We start from the raw sequence: 23,653 nt of genomic DNA on the forward strand, positions 1-23,653 counted from the left end.
TCCATTAACCAAAGCGTAATTGGACGCCGCAGCCTGCGGGCGGGTAGCGCCAGCGGCTGAGGGTTTGTTCGTCGCACAGCAGGCGGCAGGTGCCGCACTCCAGGCAGCCGGTGGTATCAATGTGCAGGCTGCCGTCTTCTTTCTGTCGGTATAGCCCGGCGGGGCAGGCTCGTACCAGCAGAGTAAGCTGTTCGATATCGGGATTATCTGCGGGGACAATGTGTGGTTTCTCCGCAGGTTGCCAGGCGTTCCTGGCCAGTTTCTCATGCAGGTTCACAGGCTGCGCCCTCCGCGAAAAATGTCTTTAACCAGTCTGGAAATACCCGTTTTGCGGGCATGTTTCCACAGCAGGCTGCTGAGTCGTGGCGGCGGTGAATACTGGGGATTAAAGATATCACGCTGCAGCTCAGCCAGCAGGTGCGGATAGTCCTGAAACAGCCCCGGCGTTTGTAAAAAATCAGGCATTTTGCGATAGCGCTCCAGCACCGCCCACAGCGAAGTGCACGCCAACTGGTGGCGGTACGCCTGATGAAGATCGACACTGATATTTTCTTGTAGCGCTTGAATCAGCGTTTGCGCCGCCGCTTTTGCCGAAAGCGCCGCCAAATCCATGCCGCGCACGGTGAAACCGGTATTGATACAGAAACGGGCGCTGTCGCCCACAAGCAAATAGCCGGGGCCGGCCAGGCGCTCGGGAAGCCCGTTCAGGCCACATTCAGGAATCAGATGCGCGCCGTATTCCACCAGCTCGGCACGGCGCAGAAGCGGGCGCAGCGTCGGGTGCTGCTTGAAGTTTTCCAGCAGATCGGGAAGTGAAGTAGAGGCAGCCCGAATTGAAGAGAGCGGGCAGACTATGCCGACAGACAGCGTATCGAGATTGGTATAGAGGAACCCGCCCGCAGGCTGTTCACCGCAGATGCCGCCGGTGAACAGCCAGGCGGCACCGGCGTTACCTTCAAGCGAGAAGCGGTTCTCGAGATCTTCTTTCGGTAGCGCCAGCACTTCTTTCACGCCAACGGCAACGCTGTGCTCGGGTAACTTGTGCAACAGCTTGTGCTGTTCCGCCAGCAGGGTATTGGCCCCTTCGGCGATAACCACGGCTTTGGCGCTCAGCACTTCGCCTTCGATCACCACGCCGCTCACCGCGCCGCTTTCAACATGCAGGCTATCGACCTGAGTCGCCGTCAGGCACTGCGCGCCCGCTTGTTCAGCCTGCTGGAACAGCCACGGATCCAGCCGGGCACGCAGCACGCTGTATGACGCTGCCGAAGGGTGCTGGAAACTCAACGTCGTGGACGTTTCTGCCGTCAGCGCGGAGAGTTTTTCATGGGTGATACAGCGTTCGAGTGGGGCGGCGCGAGAAAAATCAGGAAAGAGGGCATCAAACGCGGCGGTGTAAAGCCTGCCGCCCGACAGGTTTTTGCCTCCCGGCTGAGCTGCCCGCTCAACAAGCAGAACATTTAGCCCGGCGCGCGCGCACTCTACCGCGCAGCAGGAGCCTGCGATCCCCGCGCCAACGACGATAATATCGAAATCTGTAGTGGCCATCCCGTGCACCTTTTAGTTGCGACGTCGCAGCTTACCAAAGTGGGATGAAAATTAGCTTGATGGGGGACGCAGAGAGGAAAAGTCCGGAGTGATTTCCGGACTTTTTTTAGCTTATTCGCCGCGGTAGACGCAGCCTGCGGTGCAGGTTTCTTTGATCATCACCGCGCTTAGCAGTGGCACAACAGGTTTCATCTGATCCCAAATCCATTTCGCCAGCACTTCGCTGGTGGGATTTTCAAGCCCAGGAATATCGTTCAGATAATAGTGATCGAGGCGATCGTAGGTTGGCTTAAACGCGGCTTTCAGCTCGGAGAAGTCCATGATCCAGCCGGTATAAGGATCTACCTCGCCGGTGATTTCCAGGCGCACCATAAAGGAGTGGCCATGCAGGCGACCGCATTTGTGACCTTCCGGGACGTGCGGCAGGCGGTGGGCGGCTTCGAAGGTAAAATCTTTAAACAGGGTGGTGGACATCATTCGACTCTCTGGAATTCAAAAAACCGCCGCATGATAGCGGAATGGACTATTTTTCGCATTAACTAAACGGCGCATTGCCCTGCAGCATGGTGTAAATAGCGGTGAATGCGCTGAAATCTTATATTCATCAGGTAGTTAGGTAATCACTTTTAACACTATGATTTACCTGAAAAAACGATTAGTCGTTTTAGTTATTTATTATTTCCATCCCTTCTTTAATTGTTGATAACCTGCTGGTTAACCTTGACTCATTACAGTCTGTAAGCCCTTTTTTGCCCTTTGCTACTGGAAGCTAAATACGTATGACTTCTCAGGTTCCACCGAGCGCTTTGCTGCCGTTAACGCCGGACCAGCTGGCACGCCTTCAGGCGGCGACCACTGATTTTTCAACCACTCAGCTGGCCTGGTTATCCGGTTATTTCTGGGGAATGATTAACCAGCAGCCTGGTGCTGTCGCGGCGGATCCGGCCCCTGCGGCAGAAGTCCCAGTGATTACGCTAATTTCCGCGTCGCAGACCGGCAACGCACGCCGCGTGAGTGAGCAGCTGCGGGACGACCTGCTGGCGGCGAAGCTGAACGTCAATCTGGTGAACGCGGGCGACTACAAATTCAAACAAATTGCCCAGGAAAAACTGCTGATTGTCGTCAGTTCCACACAAGGGGAAGGCGAGCCGCCTGAAGAGGCCGTGGCCCTGCACAAATTCCTGTTCTCGAAAAAAGCACCGAAGTTGAACGGCACCGCGTTTGCCGTCTTTGGCCTCGGTGACAGCTCGTATGAATTCTTCTGCCAGTCCGGCAAAGACTTCGACAGTAAACTGGCTGAATTAGGCGGCGAGCGCCTGTTGGATCGCGTTGATACCGACGTAGAGTACCAGCCTGCGGCCCAGGCATGGCGCAGCCAAATCGTTGAACTGCTGAAATCCCGCGTCCCGGCCGAAACACCGGCTCAGGCTGCCGCGACGGCCACGGGCGTGAGCAACGAAATCTTCACCAGCCCTTACAGCAAAGAATCACCGTTGACCGCCACGCTTGCGGTGAACCAGAAAATCACCGGCCGTGACTCCGATAAAGACGTGCGCCATATCGAAATCGATCTTGGCGACTCCGGCCTGCGCTATCAGCCGGGCGATGCGCTTGGCGTCTGGTATCAGAACGATCCGGCGCTGGTGAAAGAGCTGACGGATCTGCTATGGCTGAAAGGCGATGAAAGCGTCACCGTCGATGGCAAAACGCTGCCGTTAAGCGAAGCGCTGCAGTGGCACTTCGAGCTGACGGTCAACACCGGCAATATCGTTGAAAACTACGCCCAACTGACCCGCAATACGGCGCTGCTGGAGCTGGTGGGCGATAAAGCCAAATTACAGCATTACGCACAGACCACGCCGATTGTGGACATGGCGCGCTACGCCCCGGCAGAACTGACGGCTGAACAGCTGACTGGCCTGCTGCGTCCGCTCACGCCGCGCCTTTATTCTATTGCCTCTTCGCAGGCGGAAGCTGAAACCGAAGTCCACATTACCGTGGGCGCGGTGCGCTATGACATCGAAGGCCGTGCCCGCAGCGGTGGCGCTTCAGGTTTCCTGGCAGACCGCCTTGAGGAAGATGGCGAAGTGCGCGTGTTCATTGAACATAACGATAACTTCCGCTTACCGGCCAACCCTGAAACCCCGGTCATTATGATTGGCCCCGGCACCGGCATCGCCCCGTTCCGCGCCTTTATTCAGCAGCGCGACAGCGACGGCGCTGGCGGTAAGAACTGGCTGTTCTTTGGCAACCCGCACTTTACCGAAGATTTCCTTTATCAGGTGGAATGGCAGCGCTACGTCAAAGACGGCCTGCTGACGAACATCGATTTAGCCTGGTCCCGTGACCAGCAGCATAAAATATACGTACAAGACAAACTGCGCGAGAAAGGCGCGGAACTGTGGCGCTGGATTCAGGAAGGTGCCCACATTTACGTCTGCGGCGACGCCAACCGTATGGCGAAGGACGTTGAGCAGGCGTTACTGGAAGTGGTTGCCGTCCACGGTGGCATGGACACCGAAGCGGCAGATGAATTTTTAAGTGAGCTGCGCGTTGAGCGCCGTTATCAGCGAGATGTCTACTAATGAGTGAAAAACACCCTGGCCCTCTGGTGGTCGAAGGCAAACTGGTCGACGCCGAACGCCTGAAGCGCGACAGCGATTTTCTGCGCGGCACCATTAAAGAAGATCTGCAGGATGGCCTGACCGGCGGTTTCAACGGCGACAACTTCTTGCTGATCCGCTTCCACGGCATGTATCAGCAGGATGACCGTGATATTCGAGCCGAACGCGCTGAGCAGAAGCTGGAGCCGCGTCACGCGATGATGCTCCGCTGTCGCCTGCCGGGGGGGATTATCACCACCCAGCAGTGGCAGGCTATTGATAAGTTTGCCGAAGATAAGACTATCTACGGCAGCATTCGTCTGACCAACCGCCAGACGTTCCAGTTCCACGGCATTCTGAAGAAGAACGTCAAGCCCGCGCATGAAATGCTGCACGAGGTGGGCCTGGACGCGCTGGCGACGGCCAACGACGTGAACCGTAACGTGCTGTGTACCTCTAACCCGGTGGAGTCTGAGCTGCATCAGGAAGCCTACGAATGGGCGAAAAAGCTCTCTGAGCACCTGCTGCCGCGCACCCGCGCCTACGCCGAAATTTGGTGGGACAAAGAAAAAATCGCCACCACCGACGAAGAGCCGATTCTGGGGCCGACCTATCTGCCGCGTAAGTTTAAAACTACGGTAGTAATCCCGCCGCAGAACGACGTGGATCTGCACGCCAACGACATGAACTTCATCGCGATTGCGGAAAACGGCAAGCTGGTTGGCTTCAACCTGCTGGTCGGCGGTGGCTTGTCCATCGAGCACGGGAATAAAAATACCTATGCCCGCACGGCAAGCGAATTCGGCTACATTCCGCTGGAGCATACTCTGGCGGTAGCGGAAGCGGTGGTGACAACCCAGCGCGACTGGGGAAACCGTACCGACCGTAAAAATGCTAAAACCAAATATACCCTTGAGCGCGTTGGCGTTGACGTGTTTAAGGCGGAGGTTGAGCGCCGCGCTGGCATCAAGTTTGAGCCAACCCGCGCATACGAATTTACCGGCCGCGGCGATCGTATTGGCTGGGTGAAGGGCATTGACGACAAATGGCACCTGACGCTGTTTATCGAAAATGGCCGCATCCTGGATTACCCTGGGCGACCGCTGAAAACCGGTCTGCTGGAGATAGCCAGGATCCACAAAGGTGATTTCCGCCTGACGGCAAACCAGAACCTGATCGTCGCCGGTGTGCCGGAAAGCGAAAAGGCTAAAATTGAGAAGCTGGCAACCGAGTCTGGCTTGATGAATGCGGTTACGCCGCAGCGTGAGAACTCAATGGCCTGCGTGGCGTTCCCGACCTGCCCGCTGGCGATGGCGGAAGCCGAACGCTTCCTGCCGGAGTTTGTCACCAAAGTTGAGCAGGTGATGGATAAACACAAAGTGCCGGATGAGCACATTGTGATGCGTGTTACCGGCTGCCCGAACGGCTGTGGCCGCGCGATGCTGGCCGAAATTGGCCTCGTGGGGAAAGCGCCAGGGCGCTACAACCTGCACATTGGCGGCAACCGTATCGGGACGCGTATTCCGCGCATGTACCGCGAAAACATCACCGAGCCGGAGATCCTCAGCTCGATTGATGAGCTGGTGGGCCGCTGGGCGAAAGAACGTGAGACCGACGAAGGCTTTGGTGATTTTACCGTACGCGCTGGGATTATTCGCCCGGTGCTCGATCCGGCCAGGGATTTGTGGGACTAGTTTTTTCCCCTCACCCTAACCCTCTCCCCAAAGGGGAGAGGGGATTAGCATAACGATTGCCTGGCTTCGCTTCCCCCTCTCCCTTCCAGGGAGAGGGCCGGGGTAAGGGTCATTGATTACTAAGTGAGGCACGTATGTCCGTACTTGATTTAAACGAACTGAACGCCCTTCCTAAAGTCGAACGCGTCATGGCGCTCGCCGAAGTCAACGCTCAGTTGGAAAAACTTAGCGCGCAGCAGCGCGTGACCTGGGCGCTGGAAAATCTGCCAGGGGAATTTGTGCTCTCGTCCAGCTTCGGCATTCAGGCCGCCGTGTGTCTGCATCTGGTCACGCAGCAGCGCCCCGATATCCCGGTGATCCTGACCGATACCGGCTATCTGTTCCCGGAAACCTACCAGTTTATCGACGAGCTTACCGACAAGCTGAAGCTGAATTTGCAGGTGTTCCGCGCGACCGAAAGCCCGGCCTGGCAGGAAGCGCGTTATGGCAAACTGTGGGAGCAGGGCGTGGAGGGCATTGAGCGCTACAACGACATCAACAAAGTTGAGCCGATGAACCGCGCGCTGAAAACGCTGGAGGCGCAAACCTGGTTTGCTGGCCTGCGTCGTGAACAGTCCGGCAGCCGCGCCAATTTGCCGGTGCTGGCCGTACAGCGTGAAGTCTTTAAAATTCTGCCGATCATCGACTGGGATAACCGCACGGTTTACCAGTACCTGACCGAGCACGGGCTGAAGTACCATCCGCTCTGGGATCAGGGCTATTTGTCCGTCGGCGATACCCACACCACCCGTAAATGGGAACCTGGCATGGCAGAAGAAGAGACGCGCTTCTTTGGCCTGAAACGCGAGTGCGGTTTGCACGAATAAATACCCCCTCGCCATTGCGGCGAGGGGAAAATCACTTCCCGGCCTTCGCCAACTCTTTCACCAGCGGGAGCAGAATACGCACCGTGTCATGGCTGCGGCGCTTAATTCTGCCCGGCAGCGCTTTATCCAGATACTCGAGGTTGTCGAGCGTGGCGTTATGCCAGCTGGTACCGTCTGGAAATGCCTTGTTTTTACTGCGCTGCTGATAACCGTCTTTCGCCCCAAGCGTCCAGTTGGTGGCTTCCACGGACAGCACCGGGATCCCGGCCTTGTCGAATGGTTCAGCATCGCCACAGCAGCCGGTGCCTTTCGGGTATTTCGTATTCAGTCCCGGATTGCTGGTGGCCTGAATCCCGGCGCGATGAGCCAGCGTCAGCGCGCGATCGCGGGTCAGTTTACGCACGGCCGCAGGCGTTGATGCCCCGCTATTGAAGTAGAGCTTATCGCCAACGATCAGGCTGTCCAGGTTGATCACCAGCAGCGTGTTGGCCTGCTCCGCTTTGCTCATGCGCTCCAGAATATTTTTCGCACCCAGGGAGCCAATTTCTTCTCCACTGGTGGCAATAAAGCGGATGCCGTAGCGGGTAGGAATATCTTTCAGGCGCTCGGCCAGCTCCAGCATGACGCCAAGGCCGGAAGCATTATCGTCCACGCCCTGCAGCGTGAGGCCGCCGAGATTATTGTCCACGTCTTTATCATTGAGCGGCGTATAGGTGTCCAGATGCGCCATGATAATAATTTGCTGCGGCAGTTTACCTTCACGGGCGGCAATCACGCTGCTGCTAGCGACGTTATGCCAGGTCTGATGTCCCGCTTTCGTGGTGTAGATATAGCGGGTATTAAACTGGCGAATATCGCTCTGGTATCCCCAGCTTTTAAACTGCTGCTGAATATAGTCTGCGGCCAGCATTTCGGCAGGGCTGCCGGTCATTCGGCCCGGAAAATAAGTCGCGATATGGCGGGTTTGCTGGTCGGCAAGGTCGCCTTGCTGCGTGACCTTCGCCACTGCGGGAAAGCTAAAGCACGCGCCCAGCGCCAGGCAAATCACCGAGCGGCGCAATGCGGAAAACATAGTACGTCCTTATTCATCTTTATTAGTCGGAAATTTTAAGCGCCGTTAGTATGAAACTGTGAGCCAGGTTAAACAATTTCATTTGCTCTTAAACCCGCGAAAAAACGACTGGTTAAGCACATTTTGTCGTTAGCTTTGCCGCGGCGTTATTCTTTTCGGGAACTAGTCATTCCAATTCGTAATTTCATAACAAATAAGCCCAAGACTTATAGTCCCCTTAGATTAAATCTCAAGCGGCTGCGATGAACGGCCGCGGCGCATCTGCTTAAGGGAAGGTTATGGACCAAAAACGACTCACTCACTTGCGGCAACTGGAAGCTGAAAGCATCCATATTATCCGTGAGGTCGCTGCCGAATTTTCTAATCCGGTGATGATGTATTCCATTGGGAAAGACTCTTCGGTCATGCTGCATTTGGCCCGTAAAGCTTTCTACCCAGGTACGCTGCCGTTCCCGCTGCTGCACGTTGATACCGGCTGGAAATTCCGCGAAATGTACGAATTCCGTGACCGCACTGCGAAAGCCTACGGCTGCGATCTTATCGTACACCGCAATCCTGAAGGTGTAGCGATGGGTATTAACCCGTTCGTTCACGGCAGCGCCAAGCATACCGATATCATGAAAACCGAAGGGCTTAAGCAGGCGCTGAATAAATACGGTTTTGATGCTGCCTTTGGCGGCGCGCGCCGCGATGAAGAGAAATCCCGTGCGAAAGAACGTATTTACTCTTTCCGCGATCGCTTCCACCGCTGGGACCCAAAAAACCAGCGGCCTGAGCTGTGGCATAACTACAACGGCCAGATAAATAAAGGCGAAAGTATTCGCGTGTTCCCACTCTCTAACTGGACCGAACTGGATATCTGGCAGTACATCTACCTGGAAAATATCGACATCGTTCCGCTGTATCTGGCGGCACCGCGTCCCGTGCTGGAGCGCGACGGTATGCTGATGATGATTGACGACGATCGTATCGATTTGCAGCCGGGTGAAGTGATTGAACAACGTATGGTGCGCTTCCGTACCCTGGGCTGCTGGCCGCTGACCGGCGCGGTGGAGTCAACCGCGCAGACGCTGCCAGAGATCATCGAAGAGATGCTGGTTTCCACTACCAGTGAACGCCAGGGACGCATGATTGACCGCGACCAGGCCGGCTCGATGGAGCTGAAAAAACGTCAGGGTTATTTCTAAGGAGCCGCCAGATGAACACCACTATTGCACAACAAATCGCTGATGAAGGCGGCGTCGAAGCCTACCTGCACGCCCAGCAGCACAAAAGCCTGCTGCGCTTTTTGACCTGCGGCAGCGTCGATGACGGCAAAAGCACCCTGATTGGCCGCCTGCTGCACGACACACGCCAGATTTATGAAGATCAGCTCTCGTCGTTGCATACCGACAGCAAACGTCACGGCACGCAGGGCGAGAAGCTCGACTTAGCGTTGCTGGTGGATGGCCTGCAGGCCGAACGCGAGCAGGGCATTACCATCGACGTGGCCTACCGCTATTTCTCCACCGAGAAACGCAAATTCATTATTGCCGACACGCCGGGGCACGAACAGTACACCCGCAATATGGCTACCGGGGCATCAACCTGCGACCTGGCGATCCTGCTGATCGACGCCCGCAAAGGTGTGCTGGATCAAACCCGTCGGCACAGCTTTATCTCCACGCTGCTGGGGATCAAGCATCTGGTGGTGGCGATCAACAAGATGGATCTGGTGGCATTCAGCGAGCAGAGCTTCGAGCAGATCAAGCAGGATTACCTGACCTTTGCTCAACAGCTGCCGGCGGACCTGGATATCCGTTTTGTGCCGCTTTCCGCGCTGGAAGGGGATAACGTCGCCAGCGCCAGCGCTCAAATGCCGTGGTACAGCGGCCCGACGCTGCTCGAAGTGCTGGAAACGGTAGAGATTATTCGCGGCGTGGAGCAGCAGCCAATGCGCTTTCCGGTGCAGTACGTGAACCGCCCTAATCTCGACTTCCGCGGCTATGCGGGGACGCTCGCTTCCGGCACCGTTAGCGTAGGCCAGCGCGTCAAAGTGCTGCCGTCTGGCGTCGAATCCAGCATCGCCCGAATCGTGACTTTTGATGGAGATTTGCAACAAGCCGGCGCGGGGGAAGCGATTACCCTGGTGCTGAAAGACGAAATCGACATCAGCCGGGGCGATCTGCTGGTGGAAGCGACGGAATCGCTGGCCGCGGTGCAGAGCGCGAAAGTGGATGTCGTCTGGATGGCGGAACAGCCGCTGGTACCGGGCCAGAGCTTTGATATCAAAATCGCCGGGAAGAAAACCCGTGCGCGCGTCGACAATATTCAGTACCAGGTTGAAATTAACTCGCTGACTCAGCGCGTGGTAGAAAGTTTGCCGCTGAACGGAATTGGGCTGGTGGATCTCACCTTCGATGAGCCGCTGGTGCTCGATAAATATCAGTCCAACCCGGTGACCGGCGGGCTGATTTTCATTGACCGACTGAGCAACGTGACCGTCGGCGCTGGCATGGTGCGCGAGCCGCAGACAGAGGTTTATCAGGAACCTTCGGCCTACAGCGCGTTTGAGCTTGAGCTTAATGCCCTGGTGCGTCGCCACTTCCCACACTGGGGCGCGCGCGATCTGCTGGGAGGCAAATAATGGCCGACCATGATGAAAACGTGGTCTGGCATGCTCATCCGGTGACGCGTGAGCAGCGTGAAGCCTTGCACAAGCACCGCGGCGCGGTGCTGTGGTTTACCGGCTTGTCCGGCTCCGGGAAATCGACCGTAGCCGGTGCCCTTGAGCAAGAGCTGCATAAACTTGGTGTAAGCACGTACTTGCTTGATGGCGACAACGTTCGCCACGGCTTGTGCAGCGACCTGGGCTTTAGCGATGAGGACCGCCAGGAGAACATCCGGCGGGTTGGCGAAGTGGCTGGCCTGATGGTGGATGCGGGCCTGGTCGTGCTTAGCGCGTTTATCTCGCCTCACCGGGCTGAAAGGCAAATGGTGCGCGAGCGGGCCGGGGAAGGGCGTTTCTACGAAGTGTTTGTGGACACGCCGTTAGCCATTTGCGAAACGCGCGATCCTAAAGGGCTTTATAAGAAGGCCAGGGCTGGGGAACTGAAGAATTTTACCGGGATTGATTCGGCGTATGAGGCGCCGTTGCGGGCCGAAATTCACTTAGACGGCGAACAATTAGTAACAAATTTAGTGGCCCAAATATTAGACCTGCTGCGTCGCGACGATATCATCAATTGCTGAAGACGCCCGGAAGCACAACGCTTCCGGCCATCAGGGTTATGAAATCAGTTATGCGCAACAGCACGAATATCGTTATCTCTCAGGCTGAACCCAGTCCGACGGTCGAGGAAACAACCTGGTCACTGCCCGGGGCGTTTATCGGCTTTTTGTCGTGGCTGCTGGCGCTAGGTATTCCCTTTTTGGTCTATGGCCCCAACACGCTCTTTTTCTTCCTCTACACCTGGCCATTCTTCCTGGCGCTGATGCCGGTCGCGGTGGTGGTGGGGATTGCCCTGCACTCCATCTTGCGTGGCAAGCTGCTGTTCAGCTGTGTGGCTACGCTGCTCTCCGTAGCGCTGATGTTCGGCGTGCTCTTCATGTGGCTTATGGGTTAGCCGTGCCGAACTGCGTCAAACCGTAACAGACTATTTATGGGCAACGTTAAGCTAAACTTGCTCCAATCGCGCATGAATTCGCGTTATGTGGTAAATTCTGGCGCGATTTGGCGCGCAGGGTGGCTTGCCGCAGTGGAGTCGACGAAAAAGTTGTGGGATGATTGTGCCGTTTTTCAGGGGGCAGGATGGGTAAACTAACGCTGCTGTTGCTGGCCTTGCTGGTCTGGCTTCAGTATTCGCTGTGGTTCGGAAAAAACGGCGTACACGATTACACGCGCGTCAGCGAAGATGTCGCTGCGCAGCAGGCAACCAATGCCAAACTAAAATCTCGCAACGATCAGCTTTTTGCCGAAATTGACGACCTCAACGGCGGCCAGGAAGCGATCGAAGAGCGCGCTCGCAACGAACTCAGCATGACCAAGCCGGGAGAGACTTTCTACCGCCTGGTACCGGATGCCTCCAAACGCGCAGCCAACGGTAATACCTCCAACGCCGGGCAAAATAATCGATAACTCAGCATAAGTGAAAGGCATGGCAGACTCCTCCCCGGACGTAATTGCCGTGGTACCGGCCGCCGGTATCGGCAGCCGTATGCAAACGGAATGTCCTAAGCAGTACCTACACATCGGCGACAAAACGATTCTCGAACACGCGGTGGCTAGCCTGATGGCGCATCCGCGCGTGGGCCAGGTGATCGTGGCTCTCAGCCCCAACGACACCTATTTTTCCTCTTTACCGCTGGCAACCCATCCTCGCGTCACCGTGGTGACTGGCGGCAAGCAACGTGCAGATTCCGTGCTGGCTGGCCTGCAGGCCGCAGGTAATGCTGAATGGGTGCTGGTGCACGATGCCGCACGCCCCTGCCTGCACCGGGACGACCTGAATAACCTGCTGGCGATTACCACCGGCAGCAAAGTCGGCGGTATTCTGGCGGCCCCGGTTCGCGACACCATGAAGCGGGGCGAACCAGGCAAAGGGCTGATTGCCCATACGGTTGATCGTGAAGATCTTTGGCATGCCCTGACGCCGCAGCTTTTCCCTCTCGAACTTTTGCGCAGCTGCCTGCTGCGCGCGCTGGATGAAGGTGCCACTATTACCGATGAAGCGTCGGCCCTCGAATATTGCGGCTTTCATCCAGAACTGATTAGCGCCCGGGCGGATAATATCAAGGTGACTCGCCCTGAAGATCTCGCCCTGGCGGCTTTCTATCTTACGCGGTTAACCCAAACGGAGAATGTATAATGCGTATTGGACATGGTTTTGATGTTCATGCTTTTGGCGGCGAAGGCCCGATTATTATTGGCGGCGTTCGTGTCCCGTTCGAGAAAGGGCTGCTGGCTCATTCCGACGGCGACGTTGCTCTGCATGCCCTGACCGATGCGCTGCTGGGTGCCGCCGCACTGGGGGATATTGGCAAGCTGTTCCCGGACACCGATCCTGCTTTTAAAGGGGCGGACAGCCGTGAGCTGCTGCGTGAAGCCTGGCGCCGGATTCAGGCCAAAGGTTTTACCCTCGGGAACGTAGATGTGACGATTATCGCCCAGGCGCCGAAAATGGCCCCGCACATCCCGCAGATGCGCGTGTTTATTGCCGAAGACCTCGGCTGCCATATGGATGACGTCAACGTCAAAGCAACCACCACCGAGAAACTCGGCTTTACCGGCCGCGGCGAAGGTATTGCCTGCGAAGCCGTGGCGCTGCTGCACAAGGCCGGCAAGTAATGGACATGCAAAACCTGACGTGGCTGCACGGCAAGCCGCAGGGCAGCGGCGTCATCAAGGCCAGCCCAGAAGATTTCGTGGTGATCGAAGATTTGGGCTTTGGCCCGGACGGTGACGGTGAACATCTGCTGCTGCGCATTCTGAAAAGCGGCTGCAATACACGTTTCGTGGCCGATGCTCTGGCGAAATTCCTTAAAGTTCATGCGCGCGAAGTCAGCTTTGCCGGGCAAAAAGACAAACATGCGGTGACTGAACAGTGGTTCTGCGTTCGCCTGCCGGGCAAAGAGATGCCGGACATGAGCGCTTTTACGCTCGAAGGCTGTCAGGTGCTGGAGTTTGCTCGCCACCGCCGCAAGCTGCGCTTAGGCGCTCTGAAGGGAAACCGCTTTACCCTCGTGCTGCGCGAGGTAAGCGATCGCCACGAGATGGAGCAGCGCCTGCAGGCCGTAGCGGAGCAGGGCGTGCCTAACTATTTCGGCAGCCAGCGTTTTGGCATCGGCGGCAATAACCTGCATCAGGCGAAACGCTGGGCTGAAAGCAATGCGCCGTTGCGCGACAGAAATAAACGCAGTTTTTGGTTGTCGGCAGCCCGCAGCGCGTTGTTTAATCAGATTGTTAGCCAGCGCCTGAAAAAAACAGACTTTAATCAAGTTGTTGATGGCGATGCGCTACAATTGGCAGGGCGCGGCAGCTGGTTTGTGGCGACCCCGGAAGAACTTCCTGGCCTGCAACAGCGAGTGAATGACGGCGAACTGCTGATCACCGCTTCGCTGCCGGGCGATGGCGAGTGGGGAACGCAAAATGCAGCGCTGGCTTTTGAGCAGCAATCCGTGGCGGATGAAGAGATTCTGCTGGGGCTGCTGAAGCGTGAGCGAGTGGAAGCGGCGCGCCGTGCGATGCTGGTTCAGCCGAAAGAGCTGAGCTGGAACTGGTGGGATGATGTCACCGTCGAGCTGAACTTCTGGTTACCGGCGGGAAGTTTTGCCACCAGCGTTGTCAGGGAACTCATGAACACAGCGGGTGATTATGCGAATATTGCTGAGTAACGATGACGGAGTCCATGCGCCTGGTATTCAGGTGCTGGCGAAGGCGTTGCGTGAATTTGCCGAGGTGCAGGTGGTGGCGCCGGACAGAAACCGCAGCGGCGCATCAAACTCACTGACGCTGGAGTCATCGCTTAGAACCTTTACCCTCGCCAACGGGGATATCTCCGTTCAAATGGGAACGCCGACGGACTGTGTCTATCTCGGCGTCAATGCTTTGATGCATCCGCGCCCGGATATTGTGGTGTCGGGCATCAACGCCGGGCCAAATCTCGGCGACGACGTTATCTATTCCGGCACCGTTGCGGCGGCGACGGAAGGACGTCATTTGGGGCTCCCGGCGCTGGCCGTCTCGCTGGATGGCCATGAGCATTATGAGACCGCTGCGGCGGTCACCTGCTCTATTCTCCGGGCGCTGGCTCGGGAGCCACTGCGCACCGGGCGCATTCTGAATATCAACGTTCCAGATTTACCGCTGGACCAAATCAAAGGCATTCGCGTCACGCGCTGCGGCAGCCGTCATCCGGCAGACCAGGTGATTCGCCAGGAAGATCCGCGTGGCAACACGGTGTACTGGATTGGTCCACCGGGGGAAAAACTGGATGTTGCACCGGACACCGACTTTGCCGCCGTCGACGAAGGCTATGTGTCTGTGACGCCGCTGCATGTCGATTTAACCGCACATAGCGCCCATGAAGTCGTTGGCCACTGGCTTGAAAAAGCCGGAGTTGAGGCGCAATGGTAAGCAAACGCGTACAGGCTCTTCTCGATCAATTACGTGCCCAGGGCATCAAGAATGAACAGGTTCTTGAGGCTATTGCACAGGTGCCGCGTGAGAAGTTTGTCGACGAAGCGTTTGAACACAAAGCCTGGGAAAATACCGCGTTACCTATTGGGTCTGGTCAGACTATCTCTCAGCCGTATATGGTAGCGAGGATGACGGAGCTGCTGGAGCTGACGCCGCAGTCAAAAGTGCTGGAAATTGGCACCGGGTCTGGCTACCAGACCGCGATTCTGGCGCATCTGGTAGGGCATGTTTGCTCCGTTGAGCGTATCAAAGGGCTGCAATGGCACGCCAGGCGTCGCCTGAAGCAGCTGGATTTACACAATATTTCGACCCGTCACGGCGATGGCTGGCAGGGCTGGCAGGCAAAAGCGCCGTTCGACGCTATCATTGTGACAGCGGCACCGCCGGAAATTCCCACTGCGCTGCTGTCGCAGCTGGATGACGGCGGCATTCTTGTTTTACCCGTGGGGGACGACCGGCAGTTTTTGAAGCGCGTGCGGCGCCACGGGGATGAATTTTTAATCGACACGGTAGAAGCTGTTCGCTTTGTGCCCTTAGTACGCGGCGAATTAGCATAATCCGGAAATATCCGGTTTTTTTGCTGCCAATTCGGCGTAACGTAGCCGAATTCAGCAAAAGCTGGCGTGGATTACGCCGCTTTTCTACAGTGTTTTATGCATATCTGGTTGTTATCATTTTGGGGGATAAATGAGCGCGGGAAGCCCAACTTTTACTTTACGCCGGGCGGCGATGTTGACGCTAACCAGCCTTTGGCTTGCAGGCTGTACAAGCAACAATAATACCCAGGCGCCGATCAGTTCCGTTGGCGGCAATGGCAGTTCTTCAGGCTCTTCAACCGGCAGCCTGCTGGTGACGAAGCCACCGACAATGTCCGCTCCGATCCAGCAACCTCAGATTCAACCCGTGCAGCAGCCACAAATTCAACCGGTTCGCCAGCCTCAGGCCCAGCCCGTAGCGTCAGAGCCTGTACAGACTGAAAATGGCCGCATTGTCTACAACCGTCAGTACGGCAACATCCCTAAAGGAAGCTACGCGGGCGGCAGCACCTACACCGTTAAACGCGGCGATACTCTGTTCTACATTGCGTGGATTACCGGGAACGACTTCCGTGACCTGGCGCAGCGCAACAACGTACCGGCGCCATACGGTCTGGAAGTAGGGCAAACCCTCCAGGTCGGCAACGCCTCCGGCACGCCAATCACCGGTGGTAACGCGGTGACCGCCGCCGATGCACGCGCGCAGGGCGTCGCGACGCCGGTTGAACAAAACTCAACCAGGGTAGTTGCTTCTAAACCGACAATTACGTATTCTGAGGATTCAGGTGAACAGAGTGCTACTAAAATGTTACCGGGCAATAAGCCAGCTGAGACTGTTGTCACAGCACCGGTGACGGCACCTGTGGTTAGCTCTACCGAACCTACCGTCAGCAGTACGTCTAACAGCTCGCCAATTTCAACCTGGCGTTGGCCGACCGACGGTAAGATCATCGAAAACTTTGCGGCAACCGAAGGGGGCAACAAAGGGATCGATATCGCTGGCAGTAAAGGACAGGCCATTATCGCGACCGCCGCAGGGCGCGTGGTATATGCCGGTAACGCGCTGCGCGGTTACGGTAATCTAATCATCATCAAACACAACGATGATTATCTGAGTGCCTACGCCCATAACGATACAATGCTGGTCCGGGAACAAGAAGAAGTTAAGGCGGGGCAAAAAATAGCTACCATGGGTAGCACCGGAACCAGTTCTACACGATTGCATTTTGAAATTCGTTACAAGGGGAAATCCGTAAACCCGCTGCGTTATTTGCCGCAGCGATAAACCGGCAAAACATTCATTGAGTGTATTGCCCAGGGATCACGGGTAGGAGCCACCTTATGAGTCAGAATACGCTGAAAGTTAACGAGTTAAACGAAGACGCGGAATATGATGAGAACGGAGTTGAGGCTTTTGACGAAAAAGCCCTTGTAGAAGAGGAACCCAGTGATAACGACCTTGCAGAAGAAGAGCTGCTGTCACAGGGTGCAACACAGCGTGTACTAGATGCGACTCAGCTTTATCTTGGAGAGATCGGTTACTCTCCATTATTAACAGCCGAAGAAGAAGTTTACTTTGCTCGCCGCGCGTTGCGCGGTGATGTAGCCTCCCGCCGACGCATGATCGAAAGTAACCTGCGTCTGGTGGTAAAAATTGCCCGTCGCTACAGTAATCGTGGTCTGGCGCTGCTGGATCTGATTGAAGAGGGTAATCTGGGGCTGATTCGTGCGGTTGAGAAATTCGATCCGGAACGTGGGTTCCGTTTCTCAACGTACGCCACATGGTGGATTCGTCAGACCATCGAACGGGCAATCATGAACCAAACCCGTACGATTCGCCTGCCGATTCACATTGTGAAAGAGCTGAACGTTTACCTGCGTACTGCTCGTGAACTCTCCCACAAGCTCGACCATGAGCCGAGTGCCGAAGAGATTGCCGAGCAGCTGGATAAACCGGTTGATGACGTTAGCCGTATGCTGCGTCTCAACGAGCGCATTACCTCGGTAGACACCCCATTAGGTGGTGACTCTGAGAAAGCGCTGCTGGATATCCTTGCGGACGAGAAAGACAACGGCCCGGAAGACACCACGCAAGACGATGACATGAAACAAAGCATCGTGAAGTGGCTGTTCGAACTGAACGCTAAGCAGCGTGAAGTGCTGGCCCGTCGTTTTGGTCTGCTGGGTTATGAAGCTGCGACGCTGGAAGATGTGGGTCGTGAAATCGGCCTGACTCGCGAACGCGTTCGTCAGATTCAGGTTGAAGGCCTTCGCCGTCTGCGTGAAATCCTGCAGGCTCAGGGGCTGAACCTCGAAGCGCTGTTCCGCGAATAATCGACTCTTCAAATAAAAAAGCGGTGATGCAAATCATCGCTTTTTTTATGCGTGCCGTTTGGTAACGGCTACACCAAACTCTTCAGCCGATAGATCCACTCCAGCGCCTGACGCGGAGAAAGAGAATCTGGATCCAGGTTCTCCAGCGCCTCGACGGCAGGGGATGTCTCTTCCGCCGTGGCCAGCAGCGACATTTGCGTCCCATCCACCTGGCTTGCGGCCGCATTGCCGGAAATGCTTTCCAGCTCGCGCAGCTTCTGACGCGCACGTTTGATCACGTCTTTTGGCACACCCGCCAGCGCGGCTACGGCCAGGCCGTAACTCTTGCTCGCCGCGCCGTCCTGCACGCTGTGCATAAAGGCGATGGTATCCCCATGCTCCACGGCATCCAGATGGACGTTAGCCACGCCTTCCATTTTCTCCGGCAGCGTGGTCAGCTCGAAATAGTGGGTAGCGAACAGCGTCAGCGACTTAATACGGTTGGCCAGGCTTTCGGCGCAGGCCCAGGCCAGCGACAGGCCATCATAGGTCGATGTGCCGCGGCCAATCTCATCCATCAGGACCAGGCTGTGTTCGGTCGCGTTGTGCAGAATGTTGGCGGTCTCTGTCATCTCCACCATGAAGGTTGAGCGACCGGAAGCCAGGTCATCGGCAGCGCCTACGCGGGTAAAGATGCGATCAACCGGGCCAATTTCTGCCTGCTGAGCTGGCACAAAACTGCCGATATAGGCCAGCAAAGCAATTAACGCGGTCTGGCGCATATAGGTACTTTTACCGCCCATGTTCGGGCCGGTAATGATCAGCATTCTACGCTGAGGGGAAAGGTTTAGCGGGTTAGCGATAAACGGTTCGCTGAGCACTTGTTCCACTACCGGATGGCGGCCACCGACCAGCTTAATGCCGGGCTTGTCCGTCAGCGTCGGGCAGGTGTAGTTCAGGGTATAAGCGCGCTCGGCCAGGTTCACCAGCACGTCCAGCTCCGCCAGCGCGGTAGCGCTTCTTTGCAGCGCTTCCAGGTGCGGCAGCAGCAAATCAAATAGCTGATCGTAAAGCTGTTTCTCCAGCGCCAGCGCTTTGCCTTTGGAAGTCAGGACCTTGTCTTCGTACTCTTTCAGCTCAGGAATAATGTAGCGCTCGGCGTTTTTCAGCGTCTGGCGGCGAACATAGTTGATCGGCACCAGATGGCTTTGGCCGCGGCTGACCTGGATGTAGTAGCCGTGCACGGCGTTAAATCCCACTTTCAGCGTATCAAGGCCCAGGCGTTCGCGTTCGCGAATTTCCAGGCGATCCAGGTAGTCAGTTGCGCCATCGGCCAGGGCTCGCCATTCGTCCAGCTCTTCGTTATAGCCGGGAGCGATAACGCCGCCGTCGCGCACCAGCACCGGTGGCGATTCGATAACCGCCTGCTCAAGTAATTCGCGCAGCTCTACAAATTCACCCATCTGCTCGCGCAGGGTTTGCACGTAGTCGGTGCTTACGTCAGACAGGGTCTCGCGCAAGGCGGGCAGTTGCTGGAAGGCATAACGCATACGTGCCAGATCGCGTGGGCGAGCGGTGCGCAGCGCCAGACGGGCAAGGATACGTTCAAGGTCGCCGACCTGACGCAGCGTAGGCTGAATATCTGCGGTGCGCTCCTGCAGGGCCGCAATAGTTTGCTGCCGCCGGGTGAGCACATCGACGTTACGCACCGGCATATGCAGCCAGCGTTTGAGCATACGGCTGCCCATCGGCGTCACGGTGCAGTCCAGCACCGAGGCCAGCGTGTTCTCCACGCCGCCGGACAGATTCTGGGTGATCTCAAGGTTACGGCGGGTGGCTGCATCCATAATGATGCTGTCCTGCTGCCGGTCCATGGTCACGGAACGGATATGCGGCAGGGAAGTGCGCTGGGTATCTTTGACGTATTGCAGCAGACAGCCGGCGGCGCAAAGCCCATGGTGGGCGTTCTCGACGCCAAAGCCGGTCAGGTCCCGAGTGCCAAACTGCAGATTTAGCTGCTGGCGCGCGGTTTCAATCTCGAACTCCCAAAGCGGGCGGCGGCGCAGGCCACGGCGGCCATCAATCAGGCTCATCTCAGCGAAGTCTTCCGCATACAGTAGCTCCGCCGGATTGGTGCGCTGAAGTTCGGCGGCCATGGTTTCACGGTCTTCCGGTTCGGTCAGGCGGAAGCGCCCGGAACTGATGTCGAGCGTAGCATAGCCAAAACCGTTGCTGTCCTGCCAGATTGCCGCCAGCAGGTTATCCTGGCGCTCCTGCAGCAGCGCTTCGTCGCTGATGGTCCCCGGCGTGACGATGCGAACGACTTTACGCTCAACCGGCCCTTTGGTGGTTGCCGGATCGCCAACTTGTTCGCAGATGGCCACGGACTCACCAAGGTTCACCAGTTTAGCCAGGTAATTTTCCACCGCGTGATGAGGCACGCCCGCCATTGGAATAGGTTCGCCCGCAGAAGCCCCGCGCTTGGTCAGGGAGATATCCAGCAGTTGAGAAGCGCGTTTTGCATCGTCATAGAACAGCTCGTAGAAGTCACCCATACGGTAAAACAGCAGGATGTCACGGTGCTCGGATTTAAGACGCAGATACTGCTGCATCATCGGGGTATGGGCGTCGAAGGTTTCGCTAGTACTCATGGAGTGATGATATCCATTTCGTTGAATTTTAAGTGGTTAGTGATGTTTCTGGTTCTCATTATTGCTCACTAATACGGCGTAAACTGCACGCGGGAATCGCCCCGCAGATGGCCCATGATAACGGAGTATCAAAGGCAGGAAAACAGCGGTTAAACGACATTGCTGAAAGCCTCGCAACGCGTTGCTGTTCTGATATGTTCTAGCGGCGGCTGGCTGTAATACCGCAGTTTGGCGAACGTTTTCGCCTTCATTCTGTTTAAACGGTTAAATTCCAGGGTGTCTATGAGAAAGTGGGTACTGGCGGGCGTGCTGGCAGTGACGGGGTGCGTTTCTTTTCAACAGCTTGATGAGGGTTTGCGTGGCCTCGTGGGCCAGGATAAAACCGTCGCATTTAAAATATTAGGCTACCCCGATAATCAGCAAACGTTTGACGACACGAAAGTTTATACGTGGATAACGAACAGTACGGGAGCCGAGCCTTATATTTCGCCGCAAACGACCACCGGTACGGTCAACGGTAAACCGTTTGAGGCCACGACAACACAAACCACGTTTGTGCCGGTTAACTACAGCTGCAAAATTCAGATCTCTACCGACAGCAAAGGCATTATCAAAGACTATAAATACAACAGCACCGATCCCAGCGTGATGGGCTGTATGAACTACATTAAAAGCCTTAATAATTACTATAAAAGATAGATCCCGCCCGATCCGGCAACGTATTTGAGTTGCCGGATGTTGCGTTTAGACACATCTTTTTGACCCTGTTTTCAGGAACTCAATTTTCAGTGACCCACTTATCAGAAAACATCCCAACATCGGAGATAACCATGTTTTCTGCAGTCGGTCAGTCAAATCGCGTTCAGCCCGCCGCTCTTAACACCAGCGGAAGGATCCACCCTGATATTAAAATTAAGCCGCCGGTAAACGATCCCGTTCAGGCCCTGGCTAACCTGTTCCGGGATAACAAGCTTGCTTACCTGGGCGACGTGCATGGTCAGCTTGCGATCCCTGAATTTGTCGGCCATGCCATTCCCGAGTTGAAAAAGGCTGGTGTGGATCTGCTGGCGGTAGAGTTTGTGAAATACAGCGATAACGCCTTGTTTCACGAATCGCTGGCTCATGGCAAAGAGGCGACAAAAAACTTCATCATGAACGCCTGGTCAAAACACGGCGAGGCCTGGGTAGATAAGGTTGCCGGGGCACTTTATGAAGCGCACAAAGCGGGTATTTCCGTCGCCGGCATTGACCGCCATATTCCCGGCGCTGCGCCGAAAACGCCGATGGAAGCCATCAAATACATGAACAAACGGCTGGCGCTCAATATTGCCTGGAACGCTGCGGCAGAAAAAGAAGAGCGTGCCATTGGCGCACGTAAAACGCTGGTTTGGGGCGGCGGCGGTCATTTTCACCATAGCCGTGAACAAGGCCCTAAAGATATGCGTCCCGGCCCTGTGGTTTCTTTCGACTCGAGTGGTAAAGCCCCAGGCTGTTCGCTGAACGAGAAAGACGACAATAGCCACCTGGTGATTAATTTCCCGAAATAAAAAAACGGGGAATGGCGATTCCCCGTACTTTGTAGGCTCAGGAGGCAACCTGGAAAACGCTGACGGTTTCACGCAGAACGCGAGATTGCCTATCGAGAGAGGTTGCCGTGGAGGACGTCACCTCAACCAACGCGACGTTTTGCTGCAGGTTTTTATCCATCTGCGCAACGGCCTGGGCAACCTCATTCACGCCGGTCGCCTGTTCTGCTGAGTTATGCGCAATTTCGTTCACAATGCTGTTCACCTGGCTGACGGTGGTTAAAATCTTGCTCATGGTTTCCGCCGCCTGATCGATCTCCTGCGCCCCGCTGTTTACCCGCTGCACTGAGCCGGTAATCAGGCCTTTTATTTCTTTCGCGGCGCTGGAAGAGCGTTGAGCAAGGGCTCGAACTTCAGTGGCGACAACGGCAAAACCCCGGCCTTGTTCACCTGCTCTGGCGGCCTCAACGGCGGCGTTCAGTGCCAGAATGTTAGTCTGGAAAGCGATCCCCTCGATCACGGAGGTAATGTCCGCAATACGTACGGATTCCTGAGTGATCTCCTCCATAGTACTGACGATCCCCTGCACCATTTCACTTCCCTGGGTGACTTCGCTGGCGGCAGAGCTGGCAAGTTTGCTGGCGTACTGCGCGCTTTCCGCATTGTTCCGCACCGTGCTCGCCACCTGATCCATCGCCGCTGATGTTTGCTGTAGCGCCGCAGCCTGGTTCTCCGTCCTTGCAGAAAGCGAGCTACTTCCTTTGGCAATTTCCGCGCTGGCGCTCGCCACACCCTCTGCGTTCTGGCGAACTTCCAGCACCAGCTGGCGCAGCGCATTCTGCATATGGCTGAGCGAGGCCAGAATACTGCTGGAATCTTTTTTACGCAGCTCGGGCGTTTGCGTCAGATCTCCGGCGGCGATGGCGTTGGTCATACGCAGTAAATCAACCGGTTCACCGCCGAGGGAAAGCGTGATTTTGCGTGTGGTTGACCAGGTGATCAGCAGTCCAATCGCCACGGCAACCAGCGCCAGGGTAAGCATCAGAAGGTGAAATGTTCGCGCAATACCGCGCGCCGTATTAGCCAAAGCGTCGTTAAGCTGAGTCTCCATGTCGATAAAACCGTTAATGGTGGCCAACCAGTTAACAAAAGCAGGACGAGCCTGATTGAGGATGACCTGGCGCGCGCCCTCCACATCGCCTTTTTGCTGAAGAACGATAATCTCATTCACCAGCGGGAGCGTTTGCTGCTCGGCCTCTTTTATCTTTTCGTACTGAGTACGCTCTTCGGGCGTCACGTCGCTGCCCTGGGCAAAGATGCCTTCCATCGGCTGAACGGAGGCCTGGTAATCCTGCTCCAGCTTGCGGATGTGTTCCACAACGCCCTGCAGTTCGCCTGCCGGCACCAACGTCACGTCGCGGATGGCAATTGAACGGTCATGTACGCTGCCCCTGAAATTAACGGCGTAGCGCTGTTTAACGTTATTGACATCGTTGATGGCGATCAACGCGTTGTTTATTTTATTTACCTGCATAATCGCCACCAGCGTCAGCATAATCAGCGTTAATAAAATAATGATAAAGCTGCCGCTTATTCGCGAACCTACGGAAAGGTTTTTAAACATAATAACTCTCTTTTAATTAATATTGAGCGTGATGTTAATGGTG

Annotated in this window: 23 protein-coding genes; 17 read left to right on the forward strand and 6 right to left on the reverse strand. The window is 56.1% G+C overall.

Annotated features, from left to right (window positions below):
• Window positions 1-4: 4 nt before the first annotated feature.
• From WFN87_RS15005 to queD, 3 genes are all read right to left on the reverse strand, one after another.
• Entirely contained in the window at window positions 5-277 is a 273-nt protein-coding gene (locus tag WFN87_RS15005; RefSeq protein WP_336983577.1) for a ferredoxin family protein, read from the reverse strand.
• Window positions 274-1,548, reverse strand: coding sequence for an FAD-dependent oxidoreductase (locus WFN87_RS15010; protein WP_336983578.1), 1,275 nt, complete (start codon window positions 1,546-1,548; stop codon window positions 274-276). Before WFN87_RS15010 ends, WFN87_RS15005 begins: the two co-directional genes overlap by 4 nt.
• Window positions 1,549-1,659: 111 nt before the next feature.
• On the reverse strand, window positions 1,660-2,025 hold the full coding sequence (gene queD / locus WFN87_RS15015; RefSeq protein ID WP_162473299.1) for a 6-carboxytetrahydropterin synthase QueD: 366 nt from the start codon (window positions 2,023-2,025) through the stop codon (window positions 1,660-1,662).
• 302 nt (window positions 2,026-2,327) lie between these two features.
• On the opposite strand from queD, the gene cysJ reads away from it, so the two are divergent.
• From cysJ to cysH, 3 genes are all read left to right on the forward strand, one after another.
• Window positions 2,328-4,133 carry an NADPH-dependent assimilatory sulfite reductase flavoprotein subunit gene (cysJ, locus tag WFN87_RS15020; protein WP_336983579.1) on the forward strand — a complete coding sequence of 602 codons (1,806 nt, stop codon included), beginning with the start codon at window positions 2,328-2,330 and terminating at the stop codon, window positions 4,131-4,133.
• Entirely contained in the window at window positions 4,133-5,845 is a 1,713-nt protein-coding gene (gene cysI / locus WFN87_RS15025; protein ID WP_336983580.1) for an assimilatory sulfite reductase (NADPH) hemoprotein subunit, read from the forward strand. The genes cysJ and cysI overlap by 1 nt, the downstream gene beginning before the upstream one ends.
• Window positions 5,846-5,979: 134 nt before the next feature.
• Window positions 5,980-6,711, forward strand: a complete 732-nt coding sequence (gene cysH, locus WFN87_RS15030) for a phosphoadenosine phosphosulfate reductase (RefSeq protein WP_166995604.1) — start codon at window positions 5,980-5,982, stop codon at window positions 6,709-6,711.
• Between the two features lie 31 nt (window positions 6,712-6,742).
• Here cysH and WFN87_RS15035 read toward each other — a convergent pair whose 3' ends face one another.
• The gene (locus WFN87_RS15035; RefSeq protein ID WP_166995606.1) at window positions 6,743-7,783 is read right to left on the reverse strand and encodes an aminopeptidase; all 1,041 of its coding nucleotides are present in this window, start codon (window positions 7,781-7,783) and stop codon (window positions 6,743-6,745) included.
• 278 nt (window positions 7,784-8,061) lie between these two features.
• Here WFN87_RS15035 and cysD point away from each other — a divergent pair, with 278 nt between their 5' ends.
• From cysD to rpoS, 12 genes are all read left to right on the forward strand, one after another.
• On the forward strand, window positions 8,062-8,970 hold the full coding sequence (cysD, locus tag WFN87_RS15040; RefSeq protein WP_008458345.1) for a sulfate adenylyltransferase subunit CysD: 909 nt from the start codon (window positions 8,062-8,064) through the stop codon (window positions 8,968-8,970).
• A gap of 11 nt (window positions 8,971-8,981) precedes the next feature.
• Complete coding sequence (cysN, locus tag WFN87_RS15045) at window positions 8,982-10,409, forward strand: sulfate adenylyltransferase subunit CysN (protein WP_166995608.1); 1,428 nt, start codon at window positions 8,982-8,984, stop codon at window positions 10,407-10,409.
• Window positions 10,409-11,014, forward strand: a complete 606-nt coding sequence (cysC, locus tag WFN87_RS15050) for an adenylyl-sulfate kinase (protein ID WP_336983581.1) — start codon at window positions 10,409-10,411, stop codon at window positions 11,012-11,014. Before cysN ends, cysC begins: the two co-directional genes overlap by 1 nt.
• 50 nt (window positions 11,015-11,064) lie before the next feature.
• Complete coding sequence (locus tag WFN87_RS15055) at window positions 11,065-11,388, forward strand: DUF3561 family protein (RefSeq protein WP_008458338.1); 324 nt, start codon at window positions 11,065-11,067, stop codon at window positions 11,386-11,388.
• Window positions 11,389-11,573: 185 nt separating this feature from the next.
• Window positions 11,574-11,900 carry a cell division protein FtsB gene (gene ftsB / locus WFN87_RS15060; RefSeq protein WP_008458337.1) on the forward strand — a complete coding sequence of 109 codons (327 nt, stop codon included), beginning with the start codon at window positions 11,574-11,576 and terminating at the stop codon, window positions 11,898-11,900.
• 19 nt (window positions 11,901-11,919) lie between these two features.
• The gene (ispD, locus tag WFN87_RS15065; RefSeq protein ID WP_336709423.1) at window positions 11,920-12,630 is read left to right on the forward strand and encodes a 2-C-methyl-D-erythritol 4-phosphate cytidylyltransferase; all 711 of its coding nucleotides are present in this window, start codon (window positions 11,920-11,922) and stop codon (window positions 12,628-12,630) included.
• Window positions 12,630-13,109 carry a 2-C-methyl-D-erythritol 2,4-cyclodiphosphate synthase gene (gene ispF, locus WFN87_RS15070; protein WP_008458332.1) on the forward strand — a complete coding sequence of 160 codons (480 nt, stop codon included), beginning with the start codon at window positions 12,630-12,632 and terminating at the stop codon, window positions 13,107-13,109. The genes ispD and ispF overlap by 1 nt, the downstream gene beginning before the upstream one ends.
• Window positions 13,109-14,155 carry a tRNA pseudouridine(13) synthase TruD gene (truD, locus tag WFN87_RS15075; RefSeq protein ID WP_008458331.1) on the forward strand — a complete coding sequence of 349 codons (1,047 nt, stop codon included), beginning with the start codon at window positions 13,109-13,111 and terminating at the stop codon, window positions 14,153-14,155. Before ispF ends, truD begins: the two co-directional genes overlap by 1 nt.
• A complete protein-coding gene (gene surE / locus WFN87_RS15080; RefSeq protein ID WP_336983582.1) occupies window positions 14,136-14,897 on the forward strand; it encodes a 5'/3'-nucleotidase SurE in 762 nt (253 codons plus the stop codon). The genes truD and surE overlap by 20 nt, the downstream gene beginning before the upstream one ends.
• Complete coding sequence (locus WFN87_RS15085; RefSeq protein ID WP_008458329.1) at window positions 14,891-15,517, forward strand: protein-L-isoaspartate(D-aspartate) O-methyltransferase; 627 nt, start codon at window positions 14,891-14,893, stop codon at window positions 15,515-15,517. Before surE ends, WFN87_RS15085 begins: the two co-directional genes overlap by 7 nt.
• 130 nt (window positions 15,518-15,647) lie before the next feature.
• Complete coding sequence (nlpD, locus tag WFN87_RS15090) at window positions 15,648-16,781, forward strand: murein hydrolase activator NlpD (RefSeq protein WP_034809052.1); 1,134 nt, start codon at window positions 15,648-15,650, stop codon at window positions 16,779-16,781.
• A 56-nt stretch (window positions 16,782-16,837) separates the two neighbouring features.
• A complete protein-coding gene (gene rpoS, locus WFN87_RS15095; protein WP_008458325.1) occupies window positions 16,838-17,830 on the forward strand; it encodes an RNA polymerase sigma factor RpoS in 993 nt (330 codons plus the stop codon).
• Window positions 17,831-17,898: 68 nt separating this feature from the next.
• Here rpoS and mutS read toward each other — a convergent pair whose 3' ends face one another.
• On the reverse strand, window positions 17,899-20,460 hold the full coding sequence (gene mutS, locus WFN87_RS15100; protein WP_336983583.1) for a DNA mismatch repair protein MutS: 2,562 nt from the start codon (window positions 20,458-20,460) through the stop codon (window positions 17,899-17,901).
• 282 nt (window positions 20,461-20,742) lie between these two features.
• Between mutS and WFN87_RS15105 the strand changes: the two genes are divergently transcribed.
• Both WFN87_RS15105 and WFN87_RS15110 read left to right on the forward strand, forming a co-directional pair.
• A complete protein-coding gene (locus tag WFN87_RS15105; RefSeq protein WP_008458321.1) occupies window positions 20,743-21,159 on the forward strand; it encodes a hypothetical protein in 417 nt (138 codons plus the stop codon).
• A gap of 131 nt (window positions 21,160-21,290) precedes the next feature.
• Complete coding sequence (locus tag WFN87_RS15110; protein ID WP_336983584.1) at window positions 21,291-22,007, forward strand: Type III secretion system effector HopBA1; 717 nt, start codon at window positions 21,291-21,293, stop codon at window positions 22,005-22,007.
• 37 nt (window positions 22,008-22,044) lie between these two features.
• On the opposite strand, the gene WFN87_RS15115 is transcribed toward WFN87_RS15110, so the two are convergent.
• Window positions 22,045-23,610, reverse strand: a complete 1,566-nt coding sequence (locus WFN87_RS15115) for a methyl-accepting chemotaxis protein (protein WP_336983585.1) — start codon at window positions 23,608-23,610, stop codon at window positions 22,045-22,047.
• Window positions 23,611-23,653: the final 43 nt, after the last annotated feature.

The sequence above is a fragment of the Cedecea sp. AS113 genome (assembly GCF_037152415.1).
In the GTDB taxonomy this organism is placed as follows: Bacteria; Pseudomonadota; Gammaproteobacteria; order Enterobacterales; family Enterobacteriaceae; genus Cedecea.